Here is a 22,624-nt window from a genome sequence, read left to right on the forward strand (position 1 = left end):
AATGGGCCATAAGTAGTTATAGCTTGACCTTTATATGCACCTGTTTTATTACCAGCAAAAATAGTATTATTATTTCCACTACTAGAGACATAAACTCCATCGGGCTTCTTAACGATATTTTGAACTCATTCTTCAGACAATCTACCGCGATAACCTTTAGGAAATACTTTTTTTGGGGCGATCTTAGGTGCTTTTTCCTAATTTTCCCTTTTTTGGAGCTTTGATGCCAATTTTGCATAAGGACATTTTGCCAACCCAAACAGATCAATAAATCCTACCAGACAATGCATATACCCATACGGATTAAAGCCTGCTAATAATAATATATTGATTAGGTTTTTTATAGTGTTTATAGGAATAACCATAATTTATGATAGTTAATTTATATTCTTTTAAAATTAAAATAACATACTTTTAAATAGTTATAGTTATAGTTATAGTTATAGTTATGGTTATGGTAATTTTCGTTTTTTCTTTTCTAAATGCAGTGGTGACCATGATATTAAAACTCCAGTTTCACCAAGAGTTTTATTAATTCTGTCAATTTGATTACTATCAACTAACCATAACCACATATTATTCTTCATTTTTATTATAGAACCATTTTTTTTATTATTGAAAATCCATTCTTTTAAAGTTATATTATTAATAATAATATAAAGGTGATTTGAGTTAATAATATTAGCTGGATAGGCCATTCTTAACATAGAGGCTTTGTATCTAGCTTTTCCTTTAAATCTACCAGGACATTCCTCTTCAAATAATGACGTTTTTTCATAAAGATATATGCTTGATAAATTAGTATCTGTTGCATAGTAAAATGCTGTAGTAACCTTTTCACAAGAATAATTAATTCCATATGAAAAAGTTATATTAGGGTCGAATGAGTTAATATATTTAGTAATGAGTTTGGATTCATTGCATATAGATGGGTATTGGATATCAATATAAGAAAACCCTAGAAGTTGCTCTGTTGTATAACCAAAAGAAGCATGCCATGGTTTTATATCGTTTTTTTCTGAATATATTCTAAATGAAATAGTATTGTTTTCTTCTATTTTTTTCTTTAAATCTGAAAGTGAACCCATAACTATATCATGCTCACCTTTATATGCACCATATTCTATCTTTTTGTAATATCCTGCTGATGTTATTATTAGATTGAAAATTTTAAAAAAGGTTTCAGCTAAATCAAGAGCATTTTTTGAATTCAATTTTTCAGTATTGTATAAAGCGATTCCTGAGTACATTTTTTCTCCTAATTATTATTTCTTAATATATCCAGAATTAATTTATCTAATATCTCTTTTATATCTTTATGCTTATATTCATGCTCAAGAATAAGGATTTCCCCTTGTTTTTTATTTGGTAACTTACTTATTACCTCATGATTTCGTGATGTAAGCAATGGTAACTTTGTTCCTATGTCTGTTTTGAAAGCTAATTCTATGGCATGAATTTTATCGTGTATATCAATAGCCATAACATCGGGGCGTCTTGCAGATATTCTTTTTCCTAAAGCAAAAGAATATGATCTATTTAAATAAATAGCTTTAAATTGACCACTCATTGCTAATTTGTTAGCTATTACTTCTCTAATTGGACAACCCGCCAACCCAAACGGACCTATCCAACCCGTTAGACAATACACATACCCATACGGATTAAAGCCACCTAATAATCCGATGGGGTCTGGCGAAATATATTGCCCTGTGTCCTTATCATAGTAGCGAAAGCGATTGTAATACAAGCCACTTTATTTATCTTCATATTGTCCGGCAAACCGAAAATGACATTCGGTATATTCGGGGGCGTTATCTGCATAATCATCATGGGATTGCCAAAACGTCATTTGTCCCCAGGTATTTAAACGTCCAGCCTAACTAACAATCCCTTTTTCGCTAAAGATTTCTCGCGGGGTACCTTGATGGTCAGTGACGACATAATGCAGTTTTCCACGTTAATAACGGGCTGTTGGAGTAATTTCGCCGGGTTGATAAAGCCACTGAATTTGCGGATCATAAGCCGGTGTGCCGTCGGCATAAATCGGAGTTTCCTGCACCATCTGGTCACCAGACCACAGGTAATCAACACGCTGAATACGTTTATTTTTAAAGGGAGGATCTAAAAATGAAGAAAGGGGATATTAGCGTATTTATTTTTATTTAGTTATTGAATTATGAATATTATAGATAGAATATTAACACTCACTTTTTTATTATAATACTTTTGGGTTTTTATTGTATATCTTGATTAATTATTATAAAGGCATTGTTAATACAATGCCTATTTTATAAATAAAAAATAAATTATTTATCTGAGAGCCAATCATTTTTAAATGAAATACTTTTCCATGATGCTGTTCTTTTTCTCTTTAGCCATTTTTCTAATTTGTCCCCATCTGGTTTTCCTGTTTTAGTATATTTCATTGGGATTAATAGTAATAAATTAACCTCTTCATCTTCAGGAATAGATATTTCTTTTTCTTGATGATCGAAGGAATAATCAACGGTAACGAGTGCATCGATTTCATCAGGCCAATGAAGGTGTTTCCATTGCTCGTCATTTTTATCTAAAATGAAACCTTCTTTAATGATTTCACTTTTTTTATAATATTCAGAGAGTGAGAAAAGTAACTTCATTGGGAAATTATCTTTGTAATTACTTTGGAGTATTGCCCGATTAATTGGCCAATTATAAGGCAAGCAGATTAAAAATTCAGTGTGAGGTAATCTTTTAAAATTGCCGAAGGTAAAAAATAATTTATGGTAATTACCATTTCCTACCCATGATGTCATTAACCTAATATTATCAGAACAATATTCATCAGTTAGAATAGGGCCAACATTTTTATAAATATGGGAGAGAATACCATCGCCTTCAATGACGCCAGCTTGCATTTCTTCGAATGCTTTTCGTCCTCCTATCGATTGTAAATATTGAGCAACATCGGTATGCCCATAGGATATAGCGAGATCTAAAGCAGTACGATTAAAATTCATCTGTAAGCGGTTAATCTCTGCGCCTGATTTGATAAGTAATTTGACAATGTCTAAATGACCACCACATGATGCCTCAATTAATGGTGTAGTGATCCCTCGAGGATCTCCATCAACCCATGCTTTATTTTTTATTAGGATATCTGTTATTTCGAAATAACCATTAAAACTAGAATTTATTAATGGAGTGAAATTGTTATCATCTAATATATTTACATCAATACCTTTTTTTATTAAGAAGTTGCAAAGTTTTTTACTACCTTTATTTATAGCTAAATGTAATAATGAGTTTCCTAGAAAAATAGTATTCAGTGTTAGTTTTCCATCCTCAAAAAATGTTGTAATAAGATGAGTATCTTCATCATCAATAATTTGATAAATATTAAAATTATTACTTAAAGAATATGTCACGTCGCATTTCCTCTCCCAATTTATTTAAAGCTTCCTCTACAGCATTTTTTCCTTGAGGTGCCGCAGTTATTATTTTTTCGTGAACATGTTGTGCCGCTTTTATTGTATGAGCACCACCACCATTTCTAGCCCAAGTGAAATTTCTTAAATCTGTATTTAGATCAATGCCATAGTATTTAAGAACATCTTGTGCTTGGAGTATATAATCTCGATTTTTTTTAGACCAATTTGAAGGTGCATTCTCTCTAACTTTATGGTGTCTATGTGGGTTTTTCATTCCGTCAGGTGCGGACCCTAGTTTTTCTAGATCTTCTTTAGATAAACGGCATTTTTCCCAACCCCAAGGATCAACCCACACTAATCCATTGGGTGCATATTGATACAGATTTAACCCACCAGCTAACCCTATCGGGTCATGCTGGGTAAATCGACCAATATCAGGATCATAATAGCGAAAGGTATTATAGTGTAAACCTGAATACTCGTATCATCCTGATACTCGCCCTACGGGCCAGCGTAAATGCTGTTCAAATTTGTTCCCGACAAATTTGTCTCTATCGAGATATTGCCCCTGAAAACGTAAGTTTTGATCACGATTTTGGGGATAATAATGAAACTCTCCTAATTCAATTTCTGTTTTACCCCAAGAGGTGAAGCGAGCTTGCCATTGAATATCACCGTTACCATCAACTAACGCATCAGGTAAACCATTAGGCTGACAATGAAAATAAAAAACAGTTTGTTTATTTTTTAAGGCATTAACGCGCGCTAAGGGAGAGTAACTGCCCACATCTTCATAGATATAGAGCATGTCAATGCCGTGCTTAATAATCGCAAGCCTTCCCATAGACGGGTGGTATGTTGTACTCATTTAGGATTAGTAAACCCACTCTTAACGGCACCTGAAATTTAGGTAATATAATACTCATTTCTCTTCAAAATCATCATCACATATTAGTTCAGCTTTTATATTATAATTTCTTAAACTAGATATTAATAAGGTAGCTAGTGTTTTCTGTTTATTCAACGATGTATTGTTTATAGGATATACTGATAACTCATAGCGATAGTACAACCAACCATCATGTAAATTAATTTTTTTTGGATCATAAGACCAGTTTTTTTCCAAAATAAATCGGTTATTCATACCTTTAATTACTAGAGCTGTTATTCTATCGGATGGAGAAACTATTTCTGATATAAAATCAATTAGTTCTTTTCCTTCTAAGTCTGATTGGATTGCGATTGCAAAGCTGATGTCAATGTTCATATATTATTTATTCAATTTTTATGTATGGGCCTGTATTAAATGGTGGTTTCTCAGTCATAATTGAAACTTGAACTTTAGAAAATTCCCCTTTAGGAAGGGTAGGGAAAACATGATCCCAAATAGTAGCTTCAAATGTTTTAGAAATTCCCCAGCCATTTATTCTTTGTTGGTCACTAAAAGTTTTTACTATATTTTTCTGAGTTCTTCCGCTACTTTCTGCTATTATCTTCGCGGCAAAACAGCCAAATTCCCTATCACTTATAACAAGCATTATATCAATATCGGACTGACCGAGTATTGCTGTTCCCTTTGCCCTGCTACCGTGGATATATAGCTGGCCATCTGGTAAATTTTCTTTATGGCATTTTTCAAAGCATTAGAAAAATTATCAAATTCGGTTTGTGTCATTCCTTGCGGTAATTTGTTTTTGGTTACTTGTGATGTTCCCGCCAACCTAAACGGATCAACCGATCCCGTTGGACAATGTACATACCCATACGGATTAAAGCCCCCTAATAATCCAATGGGGTCTGGCGAAATATATTGTCCGGCAAACCGAAAATGGCATTCGGTGTATTCTGGGTCATTATCGGCATAATCATCATGAGATTGCCAAAACGCCATTTGCCCTCAGGTATTTAACCGTCCTGCCCAGCTAACAATGTCTTTTTCGCTAAAGATTTCGTGTGGCGTACCTTGATGGTCAGTGACGACATAATGCAGTTTTCCACGTTGATAACGGGCTGTGGGAGTAATTTCGTCGGGTTGATAAAGCCACTGAATTTGAGCGTCATAAGTGGGAGTGCCATCGGCGTAAATCGGGGGGGTCTTGCACCATTTGGTCGCCAGACCACAGGCTGTCGATTTAATTAGTGTGTCTATTTTTTTAGATATTTTTATTCAAATATATACTCAGTAAGATAAGTTATTTAGAAAAAATGAATATTAACTCCAATGACTCTAAGTTTTATCTCTTGGAGTCATCATGATAATATAAAATATAAGAAATATTATTTTTATAAGTATATTATTCGAGAGTTAAATTACAATACTCTCTTAGAATTGAAACTAAGTCATGTGCTGATCTACCTATATATCCATCAGGCATAGTATTATCAATATTCTTCAGCGATAACTCGCTATCCTTCCATATTACATTTATTTGGTTTAGTTGAGAAAGGTAGTCTTCAAGTGCATAAAAGCTATCACCCATATAACCAAATTGACCAATAAAGGAGTAACCTAGTTCACAGTAAAAAGAATAATAATCATTTATATATTTACCTTCTATAATTATATTATTTTTTTTCATAATGAGATTATCTCCGTTTATGAGGTAACTGGCTGAGAGATATATTTTTTTCTTATCACCTTTCATATCTAACCAAATTCTTCCAATATCATTTTTTCTAGACTTTAAAAAAGACATTGTTCCAATTTTGTATATACCAGAACTTAAATCACCTATATACAAGTATAAAATATTATCATGTGAAATTACTTTTTTTACTGAAAATGATATATTTAATCTATTGTGAAATAATTTGCTTCTTAATGTAAAAATTTTTTTATCATATAAATAGTTTTTATTTTGAATTGATACCTCAGTGAATAAAAATAAATATGAATAACCAATATCTGAGAAATCATAGCATTCAATAAAATCGTGACTAGTAAAAATAGTGTTTCCTAGATCATCATATAGATAGTACAAATTATTCATTATTTTATTACCACATCAAAAATTCTAGCCCAGTGAGGGTAACCAAATCCGATCATAATTCTCCCATCACCTAAATCCTTTGTTACTAATCTTAATCTATTATTACCAGGGATTATTTCCCATTCTAGACCACCTTTCCATTTATCTACTTTTTGTCCGTTTTCTAACATCCCACCAAAAATTTTTTGTTTTCCAGTTTTAGGGTCAACACGAGGGATGCCTTTACCATCAAAAATATCATTAACAGCATTATTTAAAGCTTCAAGCTCATTAGGTTTAGGGAGATCTTTTTTGGGAGTATTTTTAAGAGTAGCAAGAAGCTTATCACAATCCTCACCCGCCAACCCAAACGGATCAACCCACCCAGTTGGACAATGCACATACCCATACGGATTAAAGCCACCTAATAATCCGATAGGGTCAGGTGAAATATATTGCCCGGTGTCCTTATCATAGTAGCGAAAGCGATTGTAATACAAGCCACTTTCTTTATCTTCATATTGACCGGCAAAACGAAAATGACATTCAGTGTATTCTGGGTCGTTATCGGCATAATCATCATGAGATTGCCAAAACGTCATTTGTCCCCAGGTATTTAAACGTCCAGCCTAACTAACAATCCCTTTTTCGCTAAAGATTTCTCGCGGGGTACCTTGATGGTCAGTGACGACATAATGCAGTTTTCCACGTTGATAACGTGCTGTTGGGGTAATTTCGCCGGGTTGATAGAGCCACTGAATTTGCGGATCATAAGCAGGTGTGCCATCAGCATAAACTGGCGTTTCTTGCACCATCAGGTCGCCAGAACATAGGTAATCAAGTACAACTAGGGGTAGTTACTATGATTAAGATGCATTCTAAGTAAAATTGAGTGGTAAATACTCCTTCCTCAAAAACGGAGTGTTTTACATGATGGGATATGCCCAGAGTGGGAGTAAAATCGGTTCACTACTCACAATCCACTGAACAGGGCATTAGTTAAAGGGCACAGGTTTTGAGGCCAGTTTCACGTTCACAGTGAAGATTTTAAACGATAGTTTGGTATTGATGCCTGACAGCGAAGACATTCGAGCGATAAAGCAACAGAATCAACAACAGCAAGCGCAACCGAGCACAATATGGCACACGAGGCGTGAGCTAATGGCTGATTATCTTAGCGGCTAAAGACTGTAAACTGAACAGCTCTTAATAATGAGTAAGTCAGAATTATTGAAATATCTGGCTTGCTTATATTTTTCTCTTCATTAGAACAAGATTTTTTCTGAACTCATTATTTGAGAGTTCACCTAATGAAATGAGTATATCTTTTTCATTTATTATGGTTTTATGTGTGTAAGATTCATAATCCTCATTAAATGTCAAAAAGTACCACTCATTTAAATTTTTGTTTATCATTTTCAAAAAATTAATAATGGTATTAATATCTTTAGAAGTATTTTTTAATTCTAATTTATATGAATAAAAGTCATTTAAATTCAATGTCTTACTAAAGATATAATCAATAACAAAACCCTCGCACTCATACTGGGTTAATGTAATTAAAGTTTCCCATTTAAATACTTTTGGCTCCTGAGAGAAAGATTGTTCTCCCCAATAAACTAATTCTTCATTTAAATTTAACTCTTTTAGATTTAAACTTTTTTTAAGTAAAATAGAAAAATATATTTCCATAATTATCTCTGCTAATAATTAGTTATGTTTTAGTGGGTAATAAGGTACTTGATTCTGTCGCTTCCACCCAAATTTATCTTCATATAAAAACATATGCTGATGTGGATTCGTATGAAATTGAGGGGAACCGTGATCGCCCCAATGTACTTCACTGAACGGGACTGGCTTACCATTTGCTGTCGGCCAAGTTGATGATGGGAAGGTGGCTGATTGTCTATATAACTGACCATTTTCGCTACTTATTTTCCCACCTAAAACAGTATGAGCTCTACCTTCCGCCATAGGATCTGGTAAAGGAATATCTTGCCCATTGACCCTTTGCTTATCTAAAGGTGTTGGTCTGCCATTTGCATCACGAGGAATATAATGTTTATCTACAGGGCTAATATTCTCATTATCAAGCTTCGACGTCCCTGACAACCCAAACGGATCTACCCAACCCGTTGGACAATACACATACCCATACGGATTAAAGCCACCTAATAATTCGATAGGGTCTGGCGAAATATATTGCCCGGTGTCCTTATCATAGTAGCGAAAGCGATTGTAATACAAGCCACTTTCTTTATCTTCATATTGTCCGGCAAACCGAAAATGACATTCGGTGTATTCTGGGTCGTTATCGGCATAATTATCATGAGATTGCCAAAACGCCATTTGCCCCCAGGTATTTAACCGTCCCGCCCAGCTTACAATCCCTTTTTCGCTAAAGATTTCTCGTGGGGTGCCTTGATGGTCAGTGACGACATAATGCAATTTTCCGCTTTGATAACGGGCTGTGGGAGTGATTTCATTGGGTTGATAGAGCCACTGAATTTGCGGATCATAAGCAGGGGTGCCATCGGCATAAAGCGGGGTTTCTTGCACCATCTGGTTGCCCGACCACAGGTAATCCACACGCTGAACGCGTTTATCTTTAAAGGGAGAGCTTAAAGGTGGCGTAGGGCGATTATCGACTACCTTGCTTTTACTGAGTCGTCGCCCAAAGGCATCGTAAGTGTAACGCCAACATTCCCCATCAGGATTAAAACAGGCGGTAAGTTGGTTAAGCGTATTCCATTGGTAATACCACGTTTTTGCTCGAAAACCGTGTTGATGAACCACTTTTTGGGTTAATCGACCATTAATATCGTAGTGATAATCTTGATAACCTTTGGCGGTGATACGGCGAGTGACACGGCCTTTTTGTTGCTGTTGTGCCAGTTGTAAAAAGGCACCTTGTGCATCAGATGGAATAAACTGATGCTCTGTGATATTGAGATTGCTATCGTACTGAAACTTCTCGCTTTGGCGTTCAAACTGATTGCTGTATTGCGTTTCAACAATTTGGTCGTTGGCGTTATAGCGGTATTGTGTGCGGTTCCAACGCGCATCATCGATATTTTATGAAGAGAAAAGAGCCACGGCTAAAATAAGCAAATTTAGATATGAGCCATATTGTTACAATGAAGATTTTAGATGGTTGTTTTATATTGATATCTGATGGTGAATCTATTCGAGCGATTAAACAACAGTCGGCATTCTTAGCGTAGTGCACTAAGCTAAGAATGCTTTAGATAAATATAAAGTAGTAGGTTGAAAGCAATCCTTCTTGGTTCATCAAATTTAAAATTATTTAATCCAGTAGGCTAGCCTTTGCTGCGGTAATAGATTTTCTCTTTTATAATAAAAAACGGTATCAAAATTGACTGAAAATGATTTTGCAATAATAGTAAACATTTGCTTATTTTCTGAAAAGAAAGTTAAGCTATTAATGGTGTTATTTTCTATATCTTCTTTATTTGACTCAATATTTGCTTTAATAAAGACATCTGATATATCACTGCTCCATTCCATATATCCTTGCATGTATATTGGAAAGTCTATCCTTATTTCCATATTGTGATAATAAGAAAAATCATCACTTGCTACTATTATCAATTTTTCTTTTTCATAAGAAAATATAGAAAAATCTAACCAAGGAGCATTCCATGTATGATTTTTGATCGAGTTAATCAAATCGTAGTCTTTAGTCATATATCTTCTCCTATGGTATAGGTATATGTGTATTATTAGCTGCAATTGGGTTGTAATTGGGACTATTTGGTTTCAATATTGATGTATGATGCCAATTTCCATTATGATCAATTTGTTCCCATCCATAACCTTGTTTTGTAGTAGGGTTAATGCCTTGTTTACTACGGGCTATTCGATATATAGGGCCTACTGCAGAATTACTTCCTGGCGGTGCATTTAAGTTTATCCCGTGGGCTCTCACTTCATATTTATAATTACCACCGGTAAAGACCTCTTTAAATTGAGTAGGGTATTGTCCTGAAGGTATTCCTTGTCGGCTCATAGCGTAATTGAAGATTTCTTGAGGTGAGGCATTTTCTAGAGCATCACTTCCTTTTATGAATTTACCTGTTGAGCTATCACGCCATCGTTTTGCGTTTGAATCCCATTTAGGACACCCTTCCAACCCAAACGGATCAACCCACCCAGTTGGACAATGCACATACCCATACGGATTAAAGCCACCTAATAATCCGATAGGGTCAGGTGAAATATATTGCCCGGTGTCCTTATCATAGTAGCGAAAGCGATTGTAATACAAGCCACTTTCTTTATCTTCATATTGTCCGGCAAAACGAAAATGGCATTCAGTGTATTCTGGGTCGTTATCGGCATAATTATCATGGGATTGCCAAAACGCCATTTGCCCCCAGGTATTTAACCGTCCAGCCCAGCTGACAATGCCTTTTTCGCTAAAGATTTCTCGTGGGGTGCCTTGATGGTCAGTGACGATATAATGCAGCTTTCCACGTTGATAACGGGCTGTGGGGGCCAGTTAATGGAGTTGATCAAAAGCATAGTTAAGCTCACGTTCACCAAAGCGGGTTTGGGGGAGGATAGTAGTTGTAATCGGTTAGTAAGTAGAATAGTAGAAAATCATGATGTGATCGTCTGTGTATTAAATATCGCGATCATGTAAGAAAAAGAGAAAACAGGAGGGCATTAAAAAAATTGTGTGACTTGAAATAAAGTACTCGAAAATCGAGATGCACTACACTGTGGGCTATTCCCAAAATGGCAACAAAAGCACACTTTCGAACGGAATTCATCTAACAGGGCACTGGCTAAAAGCGGCAGGTTTTGAGACTGGCTTTACGTTTACCGTCAAAATCTTAAACAGCTGTTTGGTTTTGATACTGGACAGCGAAGAGACCAGAGCAATAAAACAACAAAACCAACAACAGCAAGCGCAACTGAGAGAGATTAAGCTGCGCTTGCAGGCGTTGGTTATCGAATAGGGATGTTAAATAGATATGATGTGGTCACATAGTAAGTCTAGCACCAGCCTTTATAGGAGAAAAATCATCAGGCCACATTGTATCATTGTCATATTCTGCATTAACAAAGGTAGCATCACTGATTCTACTCACATTCATATTTGCACCTTTCAAGTTCGCACCATTCATATTTGTAGCAAATAAGTCAGCACCACTAAGATTTGCATTTTTTAAATTAGCATTTAAAAAGAAGGCGCCTGCAAGTTTGGAATCTACTAATATTGCATTTACCATAGAAGCTTCCATAAAATTAGAGTTCATCAATAATGAATTAGTGAAGTTAGCTTCATCTAATAAGCAATAGGCAAAGTTTGCACCACGTAAATTAGCTTGTTTAAAGATGGCTCTTTTTAATGAAAACTTTTCAAAAATGGCCGTATGTAATAAATCATTAGTAAAATCAAAACCATCTAAACTATTTACGTTTATCTCTCTGATTGCCTCTGTTGATTCAAACTGGATTTGCACCATTACTTACCTCCCCAATCAAAACTATCAACTTTAGTTTCAGACATTGGTTTAACACGTGCGGCCTGACTAGGAGATAATGTTCCAGGTACTGTTTCAGGCAATTTACCAAATACCTTACCTGCAACATATCTATGATTTCCTTCAACAATAATATTGCCATCAACTTTTATTGGTGGAGCAACATCTCCTTTCGCTAATCGATCCACATAGCGTTGAACCATAGGTAAAGAAACGGACCCTTGAGCTGTTTGCATAGTATCACCTTTTAAGGCGCTCTGGATGACCTCAGAGGTTACATCTATTCCTTTCGTTATTGTGGTTTTTGGCTCTCCTTTATTCCCCTGACCACCCGCCAAGCCAAACGGATCAACCCACCCAGCCAAACGGATCAACCCACCCAGTTGGACAATGCACATACCCATATGGATTAAAGCCACCTAATAATCCTATGGGGTCTGGTGAAATATATTGCCCTGTGTCCTTATCATAGTAGCGAAAGCGATTGTAATACAAACCACTTTCTTTATCTTCATATTGACCTGCAAAACGAAAATGACATTCAGTGTATTCTGGGTCATTATCGGCATAATCATCATGTGATTGCCAAAATACCATTTGTCCCCAGGTATTTAACCGTCCTGCCCAACTAACAATGCCTTTTTCGCTAAAGATTTCGCGTGGCGTGCCTTGATGGTCAGTGACGACATAATGCAGTTTTCCACGTTGATAACGTGCTGCGGGAGTGATTTCGCCGGGTTGATAGAGCCACTGAATTTGAGCGTCATAAGCGGGTGTGCCATCGGCATAAATCGGGGTTTATTGCACCATTTGGTCGCCAGACCACAGGTAATCAACATGCTGAACACGTTTATTTTTAAAGGGAGAGCTTAAAGGTGGCGTAGGGCGATTATCGACTACCTTGCTTTTACTGAGTCGTCGCCCAAAGGCATCGTAAGTGTAACGCCAACATTCCCCATCAGGATTAAAACAGGCGATAAGTTGGTTAAGCGTATTCCATTGGTAATACCATGTTTTTGCTCGAAAACCGTGTTGATGAACCACTTTTTGGGTTAATAGATCGTAATCAAATTTAGATGTGAGCTATGTTTTTACGGTGAAGTTTTTAAATGATTGTTTTGTATTGATACTCAATAGTGAAGATTGAATAGCCATTAAGTAACAAAACTAGCAACAGTAGTGGTAACAGAGTGCGACTATGTTGTGATTGTAGGAGCGAGTTATTGAGTAATATATAGGTATTTACTTGCTTTGATTTTTAAATATACATCAAAGCAGGCAACTTTATGATTTAAGTTATAGTTCTTATTATATCAAGTTCTATAGCATATCAGGGATATAAACTTCTTCATCGTCCTCTGCTACAGCGATAAAAATCATATTTGGTTCAAAGGAATCAGGAACATTTAATTTAGCAGAGATTAACCATCCTGATTTTTTATTATGTTCAAAATTCAATTTTTTATCATAGTTAATATCTAATGTTTTAGTATCATATGATATTTTATTTCGAGCTAATGTATCTCTAGCTATTTGAATAGCATCATTATTACTACGCTTTTTAATAAGCATTAGTTTATTGCTCCTCTAAAATATTTACTCTTAAGGTATCTCATATAACCAATGGCATGTTTAAGCTCTGCTGAAGAAAATATTGTTCTATTTCCTATAATCGTGTTAAACACATGAGATTCTCTTGCATAAGTGCCCAAAGCGATATAGGCCTCTTTACCAATAGCCGCGTATTGCTTTGCATGCGTCATTTCATGAAATGCTTCATAACGCGTTGCACCTCTTTTCACGTAAACGGTTCCTGTTGTATAATCAAACCCGCCTCGAGCTTGAGGTGGTAAGTGTTTATTGGCATTTCTCACGAAATTTATACCTAATTCGTTCAATTCATTCCGGATATCTATTAGCTCTCGTCTAGAAAGTCTAGGGCTATTTAAATATCCAGTATGTCCACTAACGGGCCTTCCATCTCCAATATGGTCTATTGTTGACGTTCCACTTAACCCAAACGGATCAACCCACCCAGTAGGACAATGCACATACCCATACGGATTAAAGCCACCTAATAATCCGATAGGGTCAGGCGAAATATATTGCCCAGTGTCCTTATCATAGTAGCGAAAGCGATTGTAATACAAGCCACTTTCTTTATCTTCATATTGTCCGGCAAAACGAAAATGACATTCGGTATATTCAGGGTCGTTATCGGCATAATCATCATAGGATTGCCAAAACGCCATTTGCCCCCAGGTATTTAATCGTCCTGCCCAGCTAACAATGCCTTTTTCGCTAAAAATTTCGCGTGGAGTGCCTTGATGGTCAGTGACGACATAATGCAGTTTTCCACGTTGATAACGGGCTGTGGGGTGATTTCATTGGGTTGGTAAATCGCCCGAAAACTGTGTTGATAGACAGAATAAACTGGTGCTCGGTGATATTGAGGTTGTTATCGTATTGAAACTTCTCACTTTGGCGTTCAAACTGGCATCGTCGATATCTTATGAAGAGAAAAGAGCTATAGTTAAAATAAATAAATTTAGATATGAGCTATATTATTGTAATTAAGACATTCAAATTATTAAACAATAAAACTACCAACAGCAAACGCAATTGAGTGAAATAAAAAAATTTCATGCGTGAGCTGATGGTTGAGTATGTAAGCGTCTAAAGGGTAAACTGAGTGATTCTTAAAAACGAAGAGGCCAGAAGATTGAAAGATCTTCTGGCTTATCGTATTAATTATAATGAATGATTAATATGGCTTAGGATTTCTTCAATTAGTTCTTTATCACTTTCATCTAATATATTGTTATTTATGATTTTTAGTATAAATTGAAGTTTCATTAAAATTTCAGTTGCAGTCGAACTATATTCAATAGCATCAATAATGGTCTCGTGATATTGATGTAATCCTTTTGCTTCTAAAATAGTGGCTAACTTTCTAGATTCTGTATAGATGTCAATTTTCATTTTAAAATATGCTAAATGTTTTCATTTTAATAGCGTCAGGAGGCACTACTACTTCAATACCCCCACCAATATTTTCACCTATACCAGGTGCAGGACGAGTTACAAAGTTAGAACCAGGTTTTAATTCCGCAGTCATAATAAAATTACTTCTTGTGATATTTTCTTGAGGAATTCCATACCTGCTTGCATATCCTGGGTTATATGGGTGTTCTAAAGCCCAGAATTGAGCACCCGTAGTTTCACTTCTTCCTGTTGTTCCTATTCGGTACAGAGTGGCTCCATTCTCTACTTTTGCTCTGGCAGCAAGAGCTTCAGGTGTTCCAGATTGGATCGCAGGTCCCCACGGAGTTTGGACAGGTTTAATAAAGTTAGATGACTCTCTTGCAGCTTTGTTTTCAGCAATATTATTGAGAACATTTTCTCTAATTGAAGAAGTAGCGCTTAACCCAAACGGATCTATCCACCCAACTGGACAATGCACATACCCATACGGATTAAAGCCACCTAATAATCCGATAGGATCAGGCGAAATATATTGCCCTGTATCCTTATCATAGTAGCGAAAGCGATTGTAATACAAGCCACTTTCTTTATCTTCATATTGTCCGGCAAACCGAAAATGACAGTCGGTATATTCGGGTCGTTATCGGCATAATCATCGTGAGATTGCCAAAATGCTATTTGTCCCTAGGTATTTAAATGTCCTGCCCAGCTAACAATGCCTTTTCGCTAAAGATTTCGTGTGGCGTGCCTTGATGGTCAGTGACGACATAGTGCAGTTTTCCGCGTTGATAACGGGATTCTGGGGTTAATGAAATTTATATTTAAAAATATATCAGAGAGCAAGAAAACTGGATTTAATTGAAGGTAAATCAAGAGCGAAAAAATATATAAAACTCTTAAATAGTGGAAGAATAAATAGTAGACTTACCTGAATTTAATGAAAAATAATATTAATTAGGTAAGGAGGATATTTGATTAGTAAAAATCCCCGTTATACGGGGATATAATTAATGTAACGATGAAAACTTTTCTAAATAGTCAATATTATTAATTATCCAATATTTTTTATTTCTAGGTAGAATTTTTTTATCTAGATTACGCATAAAATCAGTAAATTCACCTTTCCAATCATCTGGAACATACCTTTCAATAGGTACATTTCCCGGATATGGATAACATGCACTTAATTTTTTTGAATCAAAATCAATAAATGCAATTGGAAATATATCATGAGCTTCCCACCAAGAAGATGATTCTTTTATTTTATTTTGTATAACTTCTAATTTTTCATCATCAAGTCTAAAGGGAGAAAGATTTTTAATAAAATCTACTTTATTTTTATCATTAATAACCAGAATACCAAATCTATCATCTGCATTATCTTCAGAACAAGTTATATTTTTATCGATAAAATCTTTATTCCATTTATATCTATCCATTATCCATATTTCTCTATCAGCTTGATACCAAGTAATCAAATTTTTATATTTTATTGCTACAATAACATTATCATCTGATAATAAATCGTTACTTTCTTCTAACATATAAATACCTTAATCTATTTTTTTATTTTACCTGAACCTGGAATTGCATTTTCTTCTAACTATTTTGCCCATACACTAGGAAATTCGTATGAATCAACAGGAGTTGTTGGATCTACTATTTTAGGTGCAAGTCCTTTTTGGTATAATGGATTTATTTTATAATTTCTTTGCTGAATAGCATTTTCTTTAATAAATTCATTGAGCCAATTAGGTATTTCAAATGAAACAGTTTCAATATCTTCACCCCTAATACTTTTAAAATATTCAGCATGCTTTGTATCTCCAATACTGATATTTAAAGTGGTATTTTGACTTATAAAATCTAACAATATTTTTTGAATCAATATCAAGAAATAATACATTATCTATATTTTTGCCTTCTTCATCATTAATAAAAATAATATTTGTTGTTTTTTCTAAGGAAAAATGTAGATATTTTTTAAAAAAAAGTGATGAATTTTTTCTTGTTTCATTTTATGGACTATTGTAAGTAAGAAGGTATTCTATTTTTATTAAATAATTGCTTGGTATTGAATTACTAAGATATATGAATATAATTAGATTATAAAGTTAACAACAGAAACTGATAACAATACGTAAGTTAATGTTGGAAGTTATCAGTTCCTAAAAATTGCATGGACTCTTAAAAATAATGAAGCCAGAAGATTCTAGGTTCTTCTAGCTGACTAAAGTTATTCAACTTCATAAAAGGTCATACAAAATCCTTCTTCGCCATATAAACCATCATCCGTAATAATGAATTCAAATATTTTATTTGGGTATAGGCTTTTTAATCTAATATTCCAGAAATACTTAATAACTTCACTAAATACAGTTATCAGCATATAGTCATCACTAGCTTTATCATTTTCCATCAAAAAAAACTGACTAATTGGAAAAACATTACTTGCCATTTCTAATGTTTTTTTATCTGTTCCATATGAGTCATTTGGGTATACTTTTTGGTCATTATTTTCACTTCGATAAATAACGCCATCTATTTCTATGATTTCGGGGCAAAATAACGCAGAGCAGGCAATAACTGCTTCTAGTCCAACACAATTCGCTACAAAGTTGGTTAAGCTAAGTTCTGTTGGAAAATCAGACGGGAACTGACCAATAAGTTTATTAGACACTATGCTTTTATGTAATTTCATTCTAATCCCCATAATTTTTTTATTTCATTAGGTATTTCTCTACCTGCAAATTTTGTATCACTACCCGTTCGAATAAAATATTGTCCTTTGGGTGAGCGATTCCATTCAACTATTTTTATTCTTTCTTTACTTATATCTGCAATTCGGCGACCATCAGGACCAAAAATAATGATATGTCCACCTGTAGTTTTAGAGTATGTAGCAGGTTCACCCATCATAGGTAACTTGCCTCCACCTCGCCCAGCATCAAGAATTTGCCCATTAAATTTCAAGTTTCTAAAATATTCAATATCTAGAACTTGTCCTTTTGAATCAATCAAGAATCGGGTTTTATCTTCACCTGAAGAGCCATCAAGTTTCGACGTTCCACTTAACCCAAACGGATCTACCCAACCCGTTGGACAATGTACATACCCATACGGATTAAAGCCACCTAATAATCCGATAGGATCAGGCGAAATATATTGCCCTGTATCCTTATCATAGTAGCGAAAGCGATTGTAATACAAGCCACTTTCTTTATCTTCATATTGTCCGGCAAAACGAAAATGACATTCGGTATATTCAGGGTCATTATCGGCATAATCATCATTCGATTGCCAAAAGGCCATTTGTCCCCAGGTATTTAAACGTCCTGCCCAGCTGACAATGCCTTTTTCGCTAAAGATTTCGCGTGGTGTGCCTTGATGGTCAGTGACGACATAATGCAGTTTTCCACGTTGATAACGGGCTGTTGGGGTAATTTCACCAGGTTGATAAAGCCACTGAATTTGCGGATCATAAGCGGGAGTACCATCGGCATAAATCGGGGTTTCTTGCACCATTTGGTCGCCAGACCACAGGTAATCAACACGCTGAACACGTTTATTTTTAAAGGGTGAATTGGGCGGTGTAATAGGGCGATTATCGACCACCTTACTTTTACTGAGGCGTCGCCCAAAAGCATCGTAAGTGTAACGCCAGCATTCCCCTTCAGGGTTAAAACAGGCAATAAGTTGATTAAGCGTATTCCATTGGTAATACCACGTTTTTGCTCGAAAACCGTGTTGATGAACCACTTTTTGGGTTAATCGACCATTAATATCGTAGTGATAATCTTGATAACCTTTGGCGGTGATACGGCGAGTGACACGGCCTTTTTGTTGCTGTTGTGCCAGTTGTAAAAACGCACCTTGCGCATCAGGCGGGATAAACTGATGCTCTGTGATGTTCAGGTTGTTATCGTACTGAAATTTTTCGCTTTGGCGTTCAAATTGGTTGCTGTATTGGGTTTCAACAATTTGGTCGTTGGCGTTATAGCGGTATTGTGTACGGTTCCAGCGAGCATCATCGCTTTTAATAGCAACAAGCGTAATTGAATGAAATTAAACATACAATACGTAAGCTAATGGCTGAATATATCAGCGGCTAAAGAGTAATTTTTGCAACTCTAAAAAATGAATAAACCAGAAGATTGGAAGAATTTCTGGCTTATTATGAACTATTCAAACAATGATAATGTTTGAGGGTGATAGTTAATAATGCTTATTTTATTAACTTAATTTTTATATTGCCAAAGTGTTTTCAGTGTGTATATCTTCATCAATTAGATTAATTTTTTTGCAATTTATTTTCATTCTCATATATGAGATTTTTGTCATCATCATGATGCAATGTTATGTAAAGCTTACATTTAAATTTGTTAAATGTGAGAGATAGGACATAAAAATTATTATTTTTATGTGGTTGCATTTTTTATAATGTTCGCTACAAATTTTTGAATGTAAAACCTAATTATAGTTGTCCTGTTTTAATAAAATAGGAAATGAATATCCATTTCAATCAAAGGTGTCAATAGTAATAATATTGTTACAGATTATACTTAAAATAAGTTATTACTTCATTTTATTTTTATAGGCAAATATTAATCTATGGCTTGGCGTTGCTAGAGAGCTGATAAAAAGTCATTAAATTTGGTATTAAGCATAGCATAGTAACGGCAGACCTATGTTACATAGAGATTATTGAATGATAAAATGCCATATTTTAAGTTGCTACGATTATATTACATCAATGAATCAGCCCAGTCATAATAATATTTACGCTGTTCATCTGATGAGAAATCAACATCTTTATCCTCAAAATCGAAAATATTAACTAGATCTTCTCTGGTAGCTTGCTTCCCCATTTTATGATCATAAGCTGCTATACCTAAAGACATATCTCGTGACATTCCAGATGGATATACACTTAATTTTGCTCCTTTACATAAAAAAGTAATATTACTTAATTTGGTTCGTAGTTTTGAAAAACATGAAAAAAAGTCATTGCCATAAAATTCCCCATAATAGTTATTGTTAATTGATATTTTTATAAAACATTCCCGTTTTTCTGTGGAAATTAGATCTAGATTTGCAGTTTCTTCTTTATTTTTAAATATTATTTTTATACTTACTTGTCTCTTTTTCATTATTTTTTACCATAAATATTTGGATTTAAAATTGTGTGGCTTAAGTAATCCCTATTTTTATCAACAGGCGTTACTCCTAATATATTTTCTAATTTTATACCTCCAAGGAATGCTATTTCAACTTCTTTCATATGAGGTGAATAGGTACCTAAAGCTTTATTTACATCGATACCAATTCCTCGTTTATCTTTTACAATATAAATAAATCCTTCTTCTGTATAAAATGATGAGGCAAATTCAGCCGCTACACCTTCAGGGGTAGATGTACTAACAAAATTGCTAGGGGGATTTTCGGTATCAAGCGTATGTTTACGTAAATCAGTACTTGAGCCCCATGGTTTAAAACCTTCATTAAAAAGTTCTTCTGGGCCACGAGTATCACCTCTGTATGTTATTCCTCCTTTATTTTCCTGACCATCCGCCAACCCAAACGGATCAACCCACCCAGTCGGACAATGTACGTACCCATACGGATTAAAGCCACCTAATAATCCGATAGGGTCAGGTGAAATATATTGCCCGGTGTCCTTATCATAGTAGCGAAAGCGATTGTAATACAAGCCACTTTCTTTATCTTCATATTGACCGGCAAAACGAAAATGACATTCAGTGTATTCTGGGTCGTTATCGGCATAATCATCATGAGATTGCCAAAACGCCATTTGTCCCCAGGTATTTAACCGTCCTGCCCAGCTGACAATGCCTTTTTCGCTAAAGATTTCTCGTGGCGTGCCTTGATGGTCAGTGACGACATAATGCAGTTTTCCACGTTGATAACGAGCTGTTGGGGTGATTTCATTGGGTTGGTAAATCGCTCGAAAACCGTGTTGATAGACGAAATAAACTGGTGCTCGGTGATATTGAGGTTGCTATCGTACTGAAACTTCTCACTTTGGTGTTCAAACTGGTTGCTGTATTAGGTTTCAACAATTTGGTCGTTGGTGTTATAGCGATATTGTGTACGGTTCCAGCGAGCATCATCGATATTGGCGGTTGAAGTGGATTATCGTGCAATGACTGTAAAAGAGATTCCGTTCCCCGTCCAGCGCGTTATAGATAATCCAGTTTTTCCCCATTATCATATGTTCTGGAATGCTATACTCAATCTAAATAACACAAATTGCATTATAATTAGACTGAGATTTATAATTTTATATACATCGAGTTAATAATAAAGATGAGTGTTTTATTTATTGGATAATCTATAAAAATCCTTTAATTGTATTTTGTTTATTTTTTGTATTTTTTTCTAACACTAGAAATTCTTTATTTCTTAATTGTATTAAATTGTTTTTTATTATTTCATCTAGGTTTTTTCTTTCATTAATATATAAATTAATTTCATCTTCTGAAAATATAATAAATAAAGATGATTCAAAATTCTTTGAAGCTAAGTAAATTGCTATTATTTCATTGTAATTTGAGTTAAAAAATAATTTTATATTTTCCACTATAAATGAAGGTGTGATTATTTTCTTTATTTCATGTAATTCTTTATAGGTTGAATATAAGTTGAAGCTATCAAGTTCATTTATTTTTTCTCTGGTAACGAAGGGGTTGCTATCGTTTTTATAAAATCCAACAACATTTTTTGAATTAATTTCAAAAAATAATACGTTATCTATATTTTCGCCTTCTTCATCATTAATAAAAATAATATTTGTTATTTTTTTAAGAAAAAAAGTGTAGATATTTTTTTTAAAAACGAGTGATGGAATTTTTCTTGTTTCATTTTATAGCCTCCTGTAAGTAAGGTGATATTCTGTTCTTATGAAGAAATGTCAAAATTTCATTTGTAGAATTATTTATCAATACAATAGCATCACCTTTAACATAAATTCTTGTTGATTCAATTGTGTTCCATTTAAAATTAGGATTAACTAAATTTTTATCATCATTAACAATGGATAGAATGAAATTTTTCATACCATCCTTATCACCTTTTACAACAGTAACTCCTAATCTTCTTGAAGTTTCATATATATCTTGAGCGTGTTTTTTCAATTTTTTATCAAAATTTTCACTAAACTTAGGGGGACAAGGAATTAACCCAAACGGATCAATCCACCCCGTTGGACAATGCACGTACCCATACGGATTAAAGCCACCTAATAATCCGATAGGGTCAGGTGAAATATATTGCCCTGTATCCTTATCATAGTAGCGAAAGCGATTGTAATACAAGCCACTTTCTTTATCTTCATATTGCCCCGCAAACCGAAAATGACAGTCGGTATATTGGGGTCGTTATCAGCATAATCATCATGGGATTGCCAAGAGGCCATTTGTCCCCAGGTATTTAACCGTCCAGCCTAACTAACAATCCCTTTTTCGCTAAAGATTTCGCGCGGTGTACCTTGATGGTCGGTGACGACATAATGCAACTTTCTACGTTGATGACGCGCTGTTGGAGTAATTTCGTCGGGTTGATAAAGCCACTGAATTTGAGCGTCATAAGCCGGTGTGCCATCGGCGTAAATCGGGGTTTCTTGCACCATTTGGTCGCCAGACCACAGGTTATCAATACGCTGAATACGTTTATTTTTAAAGGGTGAATTGGGGGGAGGGGAATAGGGCGATTATCGACCACTTTA

General features: G+C 34.9%; 27 protein-coding genes and 8 pseudogenes. 2 read left to right on the top strand and 33 right to left on the bottom strand.

The genetic code is table 11. From position 1 onward, the window contains the following. Nucleotides 1-452: 452 nt before the first annotated feature. The 12 genes and pseudogenes from GWI68_RS11745 to GWI68_RS11800 form a co-directional block, all read right to left on the bottom strand. The gene (locus tag GWI68_RS11745) at nt 453-1,250 is read right to left on the bottom strand and encodes a hypothetical protein (RefSeq protein ID WP_166540391.1); all 798 of its coding nucleotides are present in this window, start codon (nt 1,248-1,250) and stop codon (nt 453-455) included. A gap of 8 nt (nt 1,251-1,258) precedes the next feature. Beyond that, nucleotides 1,259-2,086 (bottom strand): annotated as a pseudogene (locus tag GWI68_RS11750) (RHS repeat-associated core domain-containing protein); the annotation flags it as partial. A gap of 223 nt (nt 2,087-2,309) precedes the next feature. After that, the gene (locus tag GWI68_RS11755) at nt 2,310-3,410 is read right to left on the bottom strand and encodes an ankyrin repeat domain-containing protein (protein ID WP_166540392.1); all 1,101 of its coding nucleotides are present in this window, start codon (nt 3,408-3,410) and stop codon (nt 2,310-2,312) included. Beyond that, nucleotides 3,391-3,687, bottom strand: coding sequence for a hypothetical protein (locus GWI68_RS20370; protein ID WP_243733372.1), 297 nt, complete (start codon nt 3,685-3,687; stop codon nt 3,391-3,393). Before GWI68_RS20370 ends, GWI68_RS11755 begins: the two co-directional genes overlap by 20 nt. 210 nt (nt 3,688-3,897) lie before the next feature. Continuing rightward, nucleotides 3,898-4,281, bottom strand: a complete 384-nt coding sequence (locus tag GWI68_RS20645; RefSeq protein WP_347877523.1) for an RHS domain-containing protein — start codon at nt 4,279-4,281, stop codon at nt 3,898-3,900. Nucleotides 4,282-4,335: 54 nt separating this feature from the next. Continuing rightward, a complete protein-coding gene (locus tag GWI68_RS11765; RefSeq protein WP_166540393.1) occupies nt 4,336-4,680 on the bottom strand; it encodes a hypothetical protein in 345 nt (114 codons plus the stop codon). A gap of 7 nt (nt 4,681-4,687) precedes the next feature. Continuing rightward, the gene (locus GWI68_RS11770) at nt 4,688-5,008 is read right to left on the bottom strand and encodes a hypothetical protein (RefSeq protein ID WP_166540407.1); all 321 of its coding nucleotides are present in this window, start codon (nt 5,006-5,008) and stop codon (nt 4,688-4,690) included. Continuing rightward, nucleotides 4,951-5,304 (bottom strand): hypothetical protein, encoded by a 354-nt coding sequence (locus GWI68_RS11775; protein ID WP_166540378.1) that lies wholly within the window; start codon nt 5,302-5,304, stop codon nt 4,951-4,953. The genes GWI68_RS11770 and GWI68_RS11775 overlap by 58 nt, the downstream gene beginning before the upstream one ends. A 403-nt stretch (nt 5,305-5,707) precedes the next feature. Continuing rightward, complete coding sequence (locus tag GWI68_RS11780) at nt 5,708-6,403, bottom strand: hypothetical protein (RefSeq protein WP_166540394.1); 696 nt, start codon at nt 6,401-6,403, stop codon at nt 5,708-5,710. A 338-nt stretch (nt 6,404-6,741) separates the two neighbouring features. Then, nucleotides 6,742-7,218 (bottom strand): annotated as a pseudogene (locus GWI68_RS20380) (RHS repeat-associated core domain-containing protein); the annotation flags it as partial. Between the two features lie 412 nt (nt 7,219-7,630). Continuing rightward, nucleotides 7,631-8,074, bottom strand: coding sequence for a hypothetical protein (locus GWI68_RS11795; protein WP_166540396.1), 444 nt, complete (start codon nt 8,072-8,074; stop codon nt 7,631-7,633). A gap of 18 nt (nt 8,075-8,092) precedes the next feature. Continuing rightward, the gene (locus GWI68_RS11800; RefSeq protein WP_347877524.1) at nt 8,093-9,178 is read right to left on the bottom strand and encodes an RHS repeat-associated core domain-containing protein; all 1,086 of its coding nucleotides are present in this window, start codon (nt 9,176-9,178) and stop codon (nt 8,093-8,095) included. 114 nt (nt 9,179-9,292) lie between these two features. Here GWI68_RS11800 and GWI68_RS20150 point away from each other — a divergent pair, with 114 nt between their 5' ends. Further along, nucleotides 9,293-9,463: a hypothetical protein gene (locus tag GWI68_RS20150; protein WP_208105176.1), complete on the top strand. Its 171-nt coding sequence runs from the start codon at nt 9,293-9,295 to the stop codon at nt 9,461-9,463. A 222-nt stretch (nt 9,464-9,685) separates the two neighbouring features. On the opposite strand, the gene GWI68_RS11805 is transcribed toward GWI68_RS20150, so the two are convergent. The 3 genes and pseudogenes from GWI68_RS11805 to GWI68_RS11810 form a co-directional block, all read right to left on the bottom strand. Then, nucleotides 9,686-10,090 (bottom strand): hypothetical protein, encoded by a 405-nt coding sequence (locus GWI68_RS11805; protein WP_166540397.1) that lies wholly within the window; start codon nt 10,088-10,090, stop codon nt 9,686-9,688. A gap of 10 nt (nt 10,091-10,100) precedes the next feature. After that, entirely contained in the window at nt 10,101-10,412 is a 312-nt protein-coding gene (locus GWI68_RS20385; protein ID WP_243733369.1) for a polymorphic toxin type 30 domain-containing protein, read from the bottom strand. Nucleotides 10,413-10,520: 108 nt separating this feature from the next. Beyond that, nucleotides 10,521-10,904, bottom strand: a pseudogene (locus GWI68_RS11810) (RHS repeat-associated core domain-containing protein); the annotation flags it as partial. Nucleotides 10,905-11,127: 223 nt separating this feature from the next. On the opposite strand from GWI68_RS11810, the gene GWI68_RS11815 reads away from it, so the two are divergent. Next, a complete protein-coding gene (locus GWI68_RS11815; protein ID WP_347877525.1) occupies nt 11,128-11,367 on the top strand; it encodes a SymE family type I addiction module toxin in 240 nt (79 codons plus the stop codon). 24 nt (nt 11,368-11,391) lie between these two features. On the opposite strand, the gene GWI68_RS11820 is transcribed toward GWI68_RS11815, so the two are convergent. The 18 genes and pseudogenes from GWI68_RS11820 to GWI68_RS20420 all read right to left on the bottom strand — a co-directional run. Further along, complete coding sequence (locus GWI68_RS11820; protein WP_099074736.1) at nt 11,392-11,877, bottom strand: pentapeptide repeat-containing protein; 486 nt, start codon at nt 11,875-11,877, stop codon at nt 11,392-11,394. Then, entirely contained in the window at nt 11,877-12,314 is a 438-nt protein-coding gene (locus tag GWI68_RS11825) for a hypothetical protein (protein ID WP_166540399.1), read from the bottom strand. Before GWI68_RS11825 ends, GWI68_RS11820 begins: the two co-directional genes overlap by 1 nt. Beyond that, the gene (locus tag GWI68_RS20390; protein ID WP_243733366.1) at nt 12,244-12,492 is read right to left on the bottom strand and encodes an RHS repeat-associated core domain-containing protein; all 249 of its coding nucleotides are present in this window, start codon (nt 12,490-12,492) and stop codon (nt 12,244-12,246) included. Before GWI68_RS20390 ends, GWI68_RS11825 begins: the two co-directional genes overlap by 71 nt. 43 nt (nt 12,493-12,535) lie before the next feature. Further along, nucleotides 12,536-12,687, bottom strand: a pseudogene (locus tag GWI68_RS20650) (Rhs family protein); the annotation flags it as partial. A 6-nt stretch (nt 12,688-12,693) separates the two neighbouring features. Then, nucleotides 12,694-12,939 carry an RHS repeat domain-containing protein gene (locus GWI68_RS20655; protein WP_347877526.1) on the bottom strand — a complete coding sequence of 82 codons (246 nt, stop codon included), beginning with the start codon at nt 12,937-12,939 and terminating at the stop codon, nt 12,694-12,696. Between the two features lie 276 nt (nt 12,940-13,215). Continuing rightward, nucleotides 13,216-13,467 (bottom strand): hypothetical protein, encoded by a 252-nt coding sequence (locus GWI68_RS11835; RefSeq protein ID WP_166540400.1) that lies wholly within the window; start codon nt 13,465-13,467, stop codon nt 13,216-13,218. Next, the gene (locus tag GWI68_RS20400) at nt 13,467-13,892 is read right to left on the bottom strand and encodes a zincin-like metallopeptidase toxin domain-containing protein (RefSeq protein WP_347877528.1); all 426 of its coding nucleotides are present in this window, start codon (nt 13,890-13,892) and stop codon (nt 13,467-13,469) included. Before GWI68_RS20400 ends, GWI68_RS11835 begins: the two co-directional genes overlap by 1 nt. Nucleotides 13,893-13,904: 12 nt before the next feature. Next, a pseudogene (locus GWI68_RS20405) lies at nt 13,905-14,296 on the bottom strand (RHS repeat-associated core domain-containing protein); the annotation flags it as partial. Between the two features lie 350 nt (nt 14,297-14,646). Next, the gene (locus GWI68_RS11845) at nt 14,647-14,877 is read right to left on the bottom strand and encodes a hypothetical protein (protein WP_166540401.1); all 231 of its coding nucleotides are present in this window, start codon (nt 14,875-14,877) and stop codon (nt 14,647-14,649) included. Between the two features lie 418 nt (nt 14,878-15,295). Continuing rightward, nucleotides 15,296-15,689: pseudogene (locus GWI68_RS20585) on the bottom strand (RHS repeat-associated core domain-containing protein); the annotation flags it as partial. 198 nt (nt 15,690-15,887) lie between these two features. Beyond that, nucleotides 15,888-16,424 (bottom strand): hypothetical protein, encoded by a 537-nt coding sequence (locus GWI68_RS11855; RefSeq protein ID WP_166540402.1) that lies wholly within the window; start codon nt 16,422-16,424, stop codon nt 15,888-15,890. Between the two features lie 59 nt (nt 16,425-16,483). Further along, on the bottom strand, nt 16,484-16,786 hold the full coding sequence (locus tag GWI68_RS11860; RefSeq protein WP_166540403.1) for a hypothetical protein: 303 nt from the start codon (nt 16,784-16,786) through the stop codon (nt 16,484-16,486). Between the two features lie 330 nt (nt 16,787-17,116). Continuing rightward, nucleotides 17,117-17,581 (bottom strand): hypothetical protein, encoded by a 465-nt coding sequence (locus tag GWI68_RS11865; protein WP_165122666.1) that lies wholly within the window; start codon nt 17,579-17,581, stop codon nt 17,117-17,119. Beyond that, the gene (locus tag GWI68_RS11870) at nt 17,578-18,639 is read right to left on the bottom strand and encodes an RHS repeat-associated core domain-containing protein (RefSeq protein WP_347877527.1); all 1,062 of its coding nucleotides are present in this window, start codon (nt 18,637-18,639) and stop codon (nt 17,578-17,580) included. Before GWI68_RS11870 ends, GWI68_RS11865 begins: the two co-directional genes overlap by 4 nt. A 986-nt stretch (nt 18,640-19,625) precedes the next feature. Continuing rightward, nucleotides 19,626-20,030 carry a hypothetical protein gene (locus GWI68_RS11875; protein ID WP_166540404.1) on the bottom strand — a complete coding sequence of 135 codons (405 nt, stop codon included), beginning with the start codon at nt 20,028-20,030 and terminating at the stop codon, nt 19,626-19,628. Then, a complete protein-coding gene (locus tag GWI68_RS20165; protein ID WP_208105180.1) occupies nt 20,030-20,455 on the bottom strand; it encodes an enterotoxin A family protein in 426 nt (141 codons plus the stop codon). The genes GWI68_RS11875 and GWI68_RS20165 overlap by 1 nt, the downstream gene beginning before the upstream one ends. Then, nucleotides 20,450-20,842, bottom strand: a pseudogene (locus GWI68_RS20415) (RHS repeat-associated core domain-containing protein); the annotation flags it as partial. The gene GWI68_RS20165 and the pseudogene GWI68_RS20415, both read right to left, overlap by 6 nt. Before the next feature lie 1,234 nt (nt 20,843-22,076). Further along, nucleotides 22,077-22,546, bottom strand: a pseudogene (locus tag GWI68_RS20420) (RHS repeat-associated core domain-containing protein); the annotation flags it as partial. Nucleotides 22,547-22,624 lie beyond the last annotated feature (78 nt).

This window comes from Proteus sp. G2669 (assembly GCF_009915245.1).
In the GTDB taxonomy this organism is placed as follows: Bacteria; Pseudomonadota; Gammaproteobacteria; order Enterobacterales; family Enterobacteriaceae; genus Proteus.

What these genes read in the sequence shown, in the direction of transcription:
- GWI68_RS20390 (WP_243733366.1), bottom strand. Translation starts at nt 12,492, where the DNA reads ATGGTATTTTGGCAATCACATGATGATTATGCCGATAATGACCCAGAA.
- GWI68_RS11875 (WP_166540404.1), bottom strand. Translation starts at nt 20,030, where the DNA reads ATGAAAAAGAGACAAGTAAGTATAAAAATAATATTTAAAAATAAAGAA.
- GWI68_RS11845 (WP_166540401.1), bottom strand. Translation starts at nt 14,877, where the DNA reads ATGAAAATTGACATCTATACAGAATCTAGAAAGTTAGCCACTATTTTA.
- GWI68_RS11780 (WP_166540394.1), bottom strand. Translation starts at nt 6,403, where the DNA reads ATGAATAATTTGTACTATCTATATGATGATCTAGGAAACACTATTTTT.
- GWI68_RS11745 (WP_166540391.1), bottom strand. Translation starts at nt 1,250, where the DNA reads ATGTACTCAGGAATCGCTTTATACAATACTGAAAAATTGAATTCAAAA.
- GWI68_RS11835 (WP_166540400.1), bottom strand. Translation starts at nt 13,467, where the DNA reads ATGCTTATTAAAAAGCGTAGTAATAATGATGCTATTCAAATAGCTAGA.
- GWI68_RS11805 (WP_166540397.1), bottom strand. Translation starts at nt 10,090, where the DNA reads ATGACTAAAGACTACGATTTGATTAACTCGATCAAAAATCATACATGG.
- GWI68_RS11860 (WP_166540403.1), bottom strand. Translation starts at nt 16,786, where the DNA reads ATGTATTATTTCTTGATATTGATTCAAAAAATATTGTTAGATTTTATA.
- GWI68_RS11775 (WP_166540378.1), bottom strand. Translation starts at nt 5,304, where the DNA reads ATGGCGTTTTGGCAATCTCATGATGATTATGCCGATAATGACCCAGAA.
- GWI68_RS11855 (WP_166540402.1), bottom strand. Translation starts at nt 16,424, where the DNA reads ATGTTAGAAGAAAGTAACGATTTATTATCAGATGATAATGTTATTGTA.
- GWI68_RS20370 (WP_243733372.1), bottom strand. Translation starts at nt 3,687, where the DNA reads ATGAAAAACCCACATAGACACCATAAAGTTAGAGAGAATGCACCTTCA.
- GWI68_RS11820 (WP_099074736.1), bottom strand. Translation starts at nt 11,877, where the DNA reads ATGGTGCAAATCCAGTTTGAATCAACAGAGGCAATCAGAGAGATAAAC.
- GWI68_RS11865 (WP_165122666.1), bottom strand. Translation starts at nt 17,581, where the DNA reads ATGAAATTACATAAAAGCATAGTGTCTAATAAACTTATTGGTCAGTTC.
- GWI68_RS20385 (WP_243733369.1), bottom strand. Translation starts at nt 10,412, where the DNA reads ATGAGCCGACAAGGAATACCTTCAGGACAATACCCTACTCAATTTAAA.
- GWI68_RS11795 (WP_166540396.1), bottom strand. Translation starts at nt 8,074, where the DNA reads ATGGAAATATATTTTTCTATTTTACTTAAAAAAAGTTTAAATCTAAAA.
- GWI68_RS11765 (WP_166540393.1), bottom strand. Translation starts at nt 4,680, where the DNA reads ATGAACATTGACATCAGCTTTGCAATCGCAATCCAATCAGACTTAGAA.
- GWI68_RS20645 (WP_347877523.1), bottom strand. Translation starts at nt 4,281, where the DNA reads ATGAGTACAACATACCACCCGTCTATGGGAAGGCTTGCGATTATTAAG.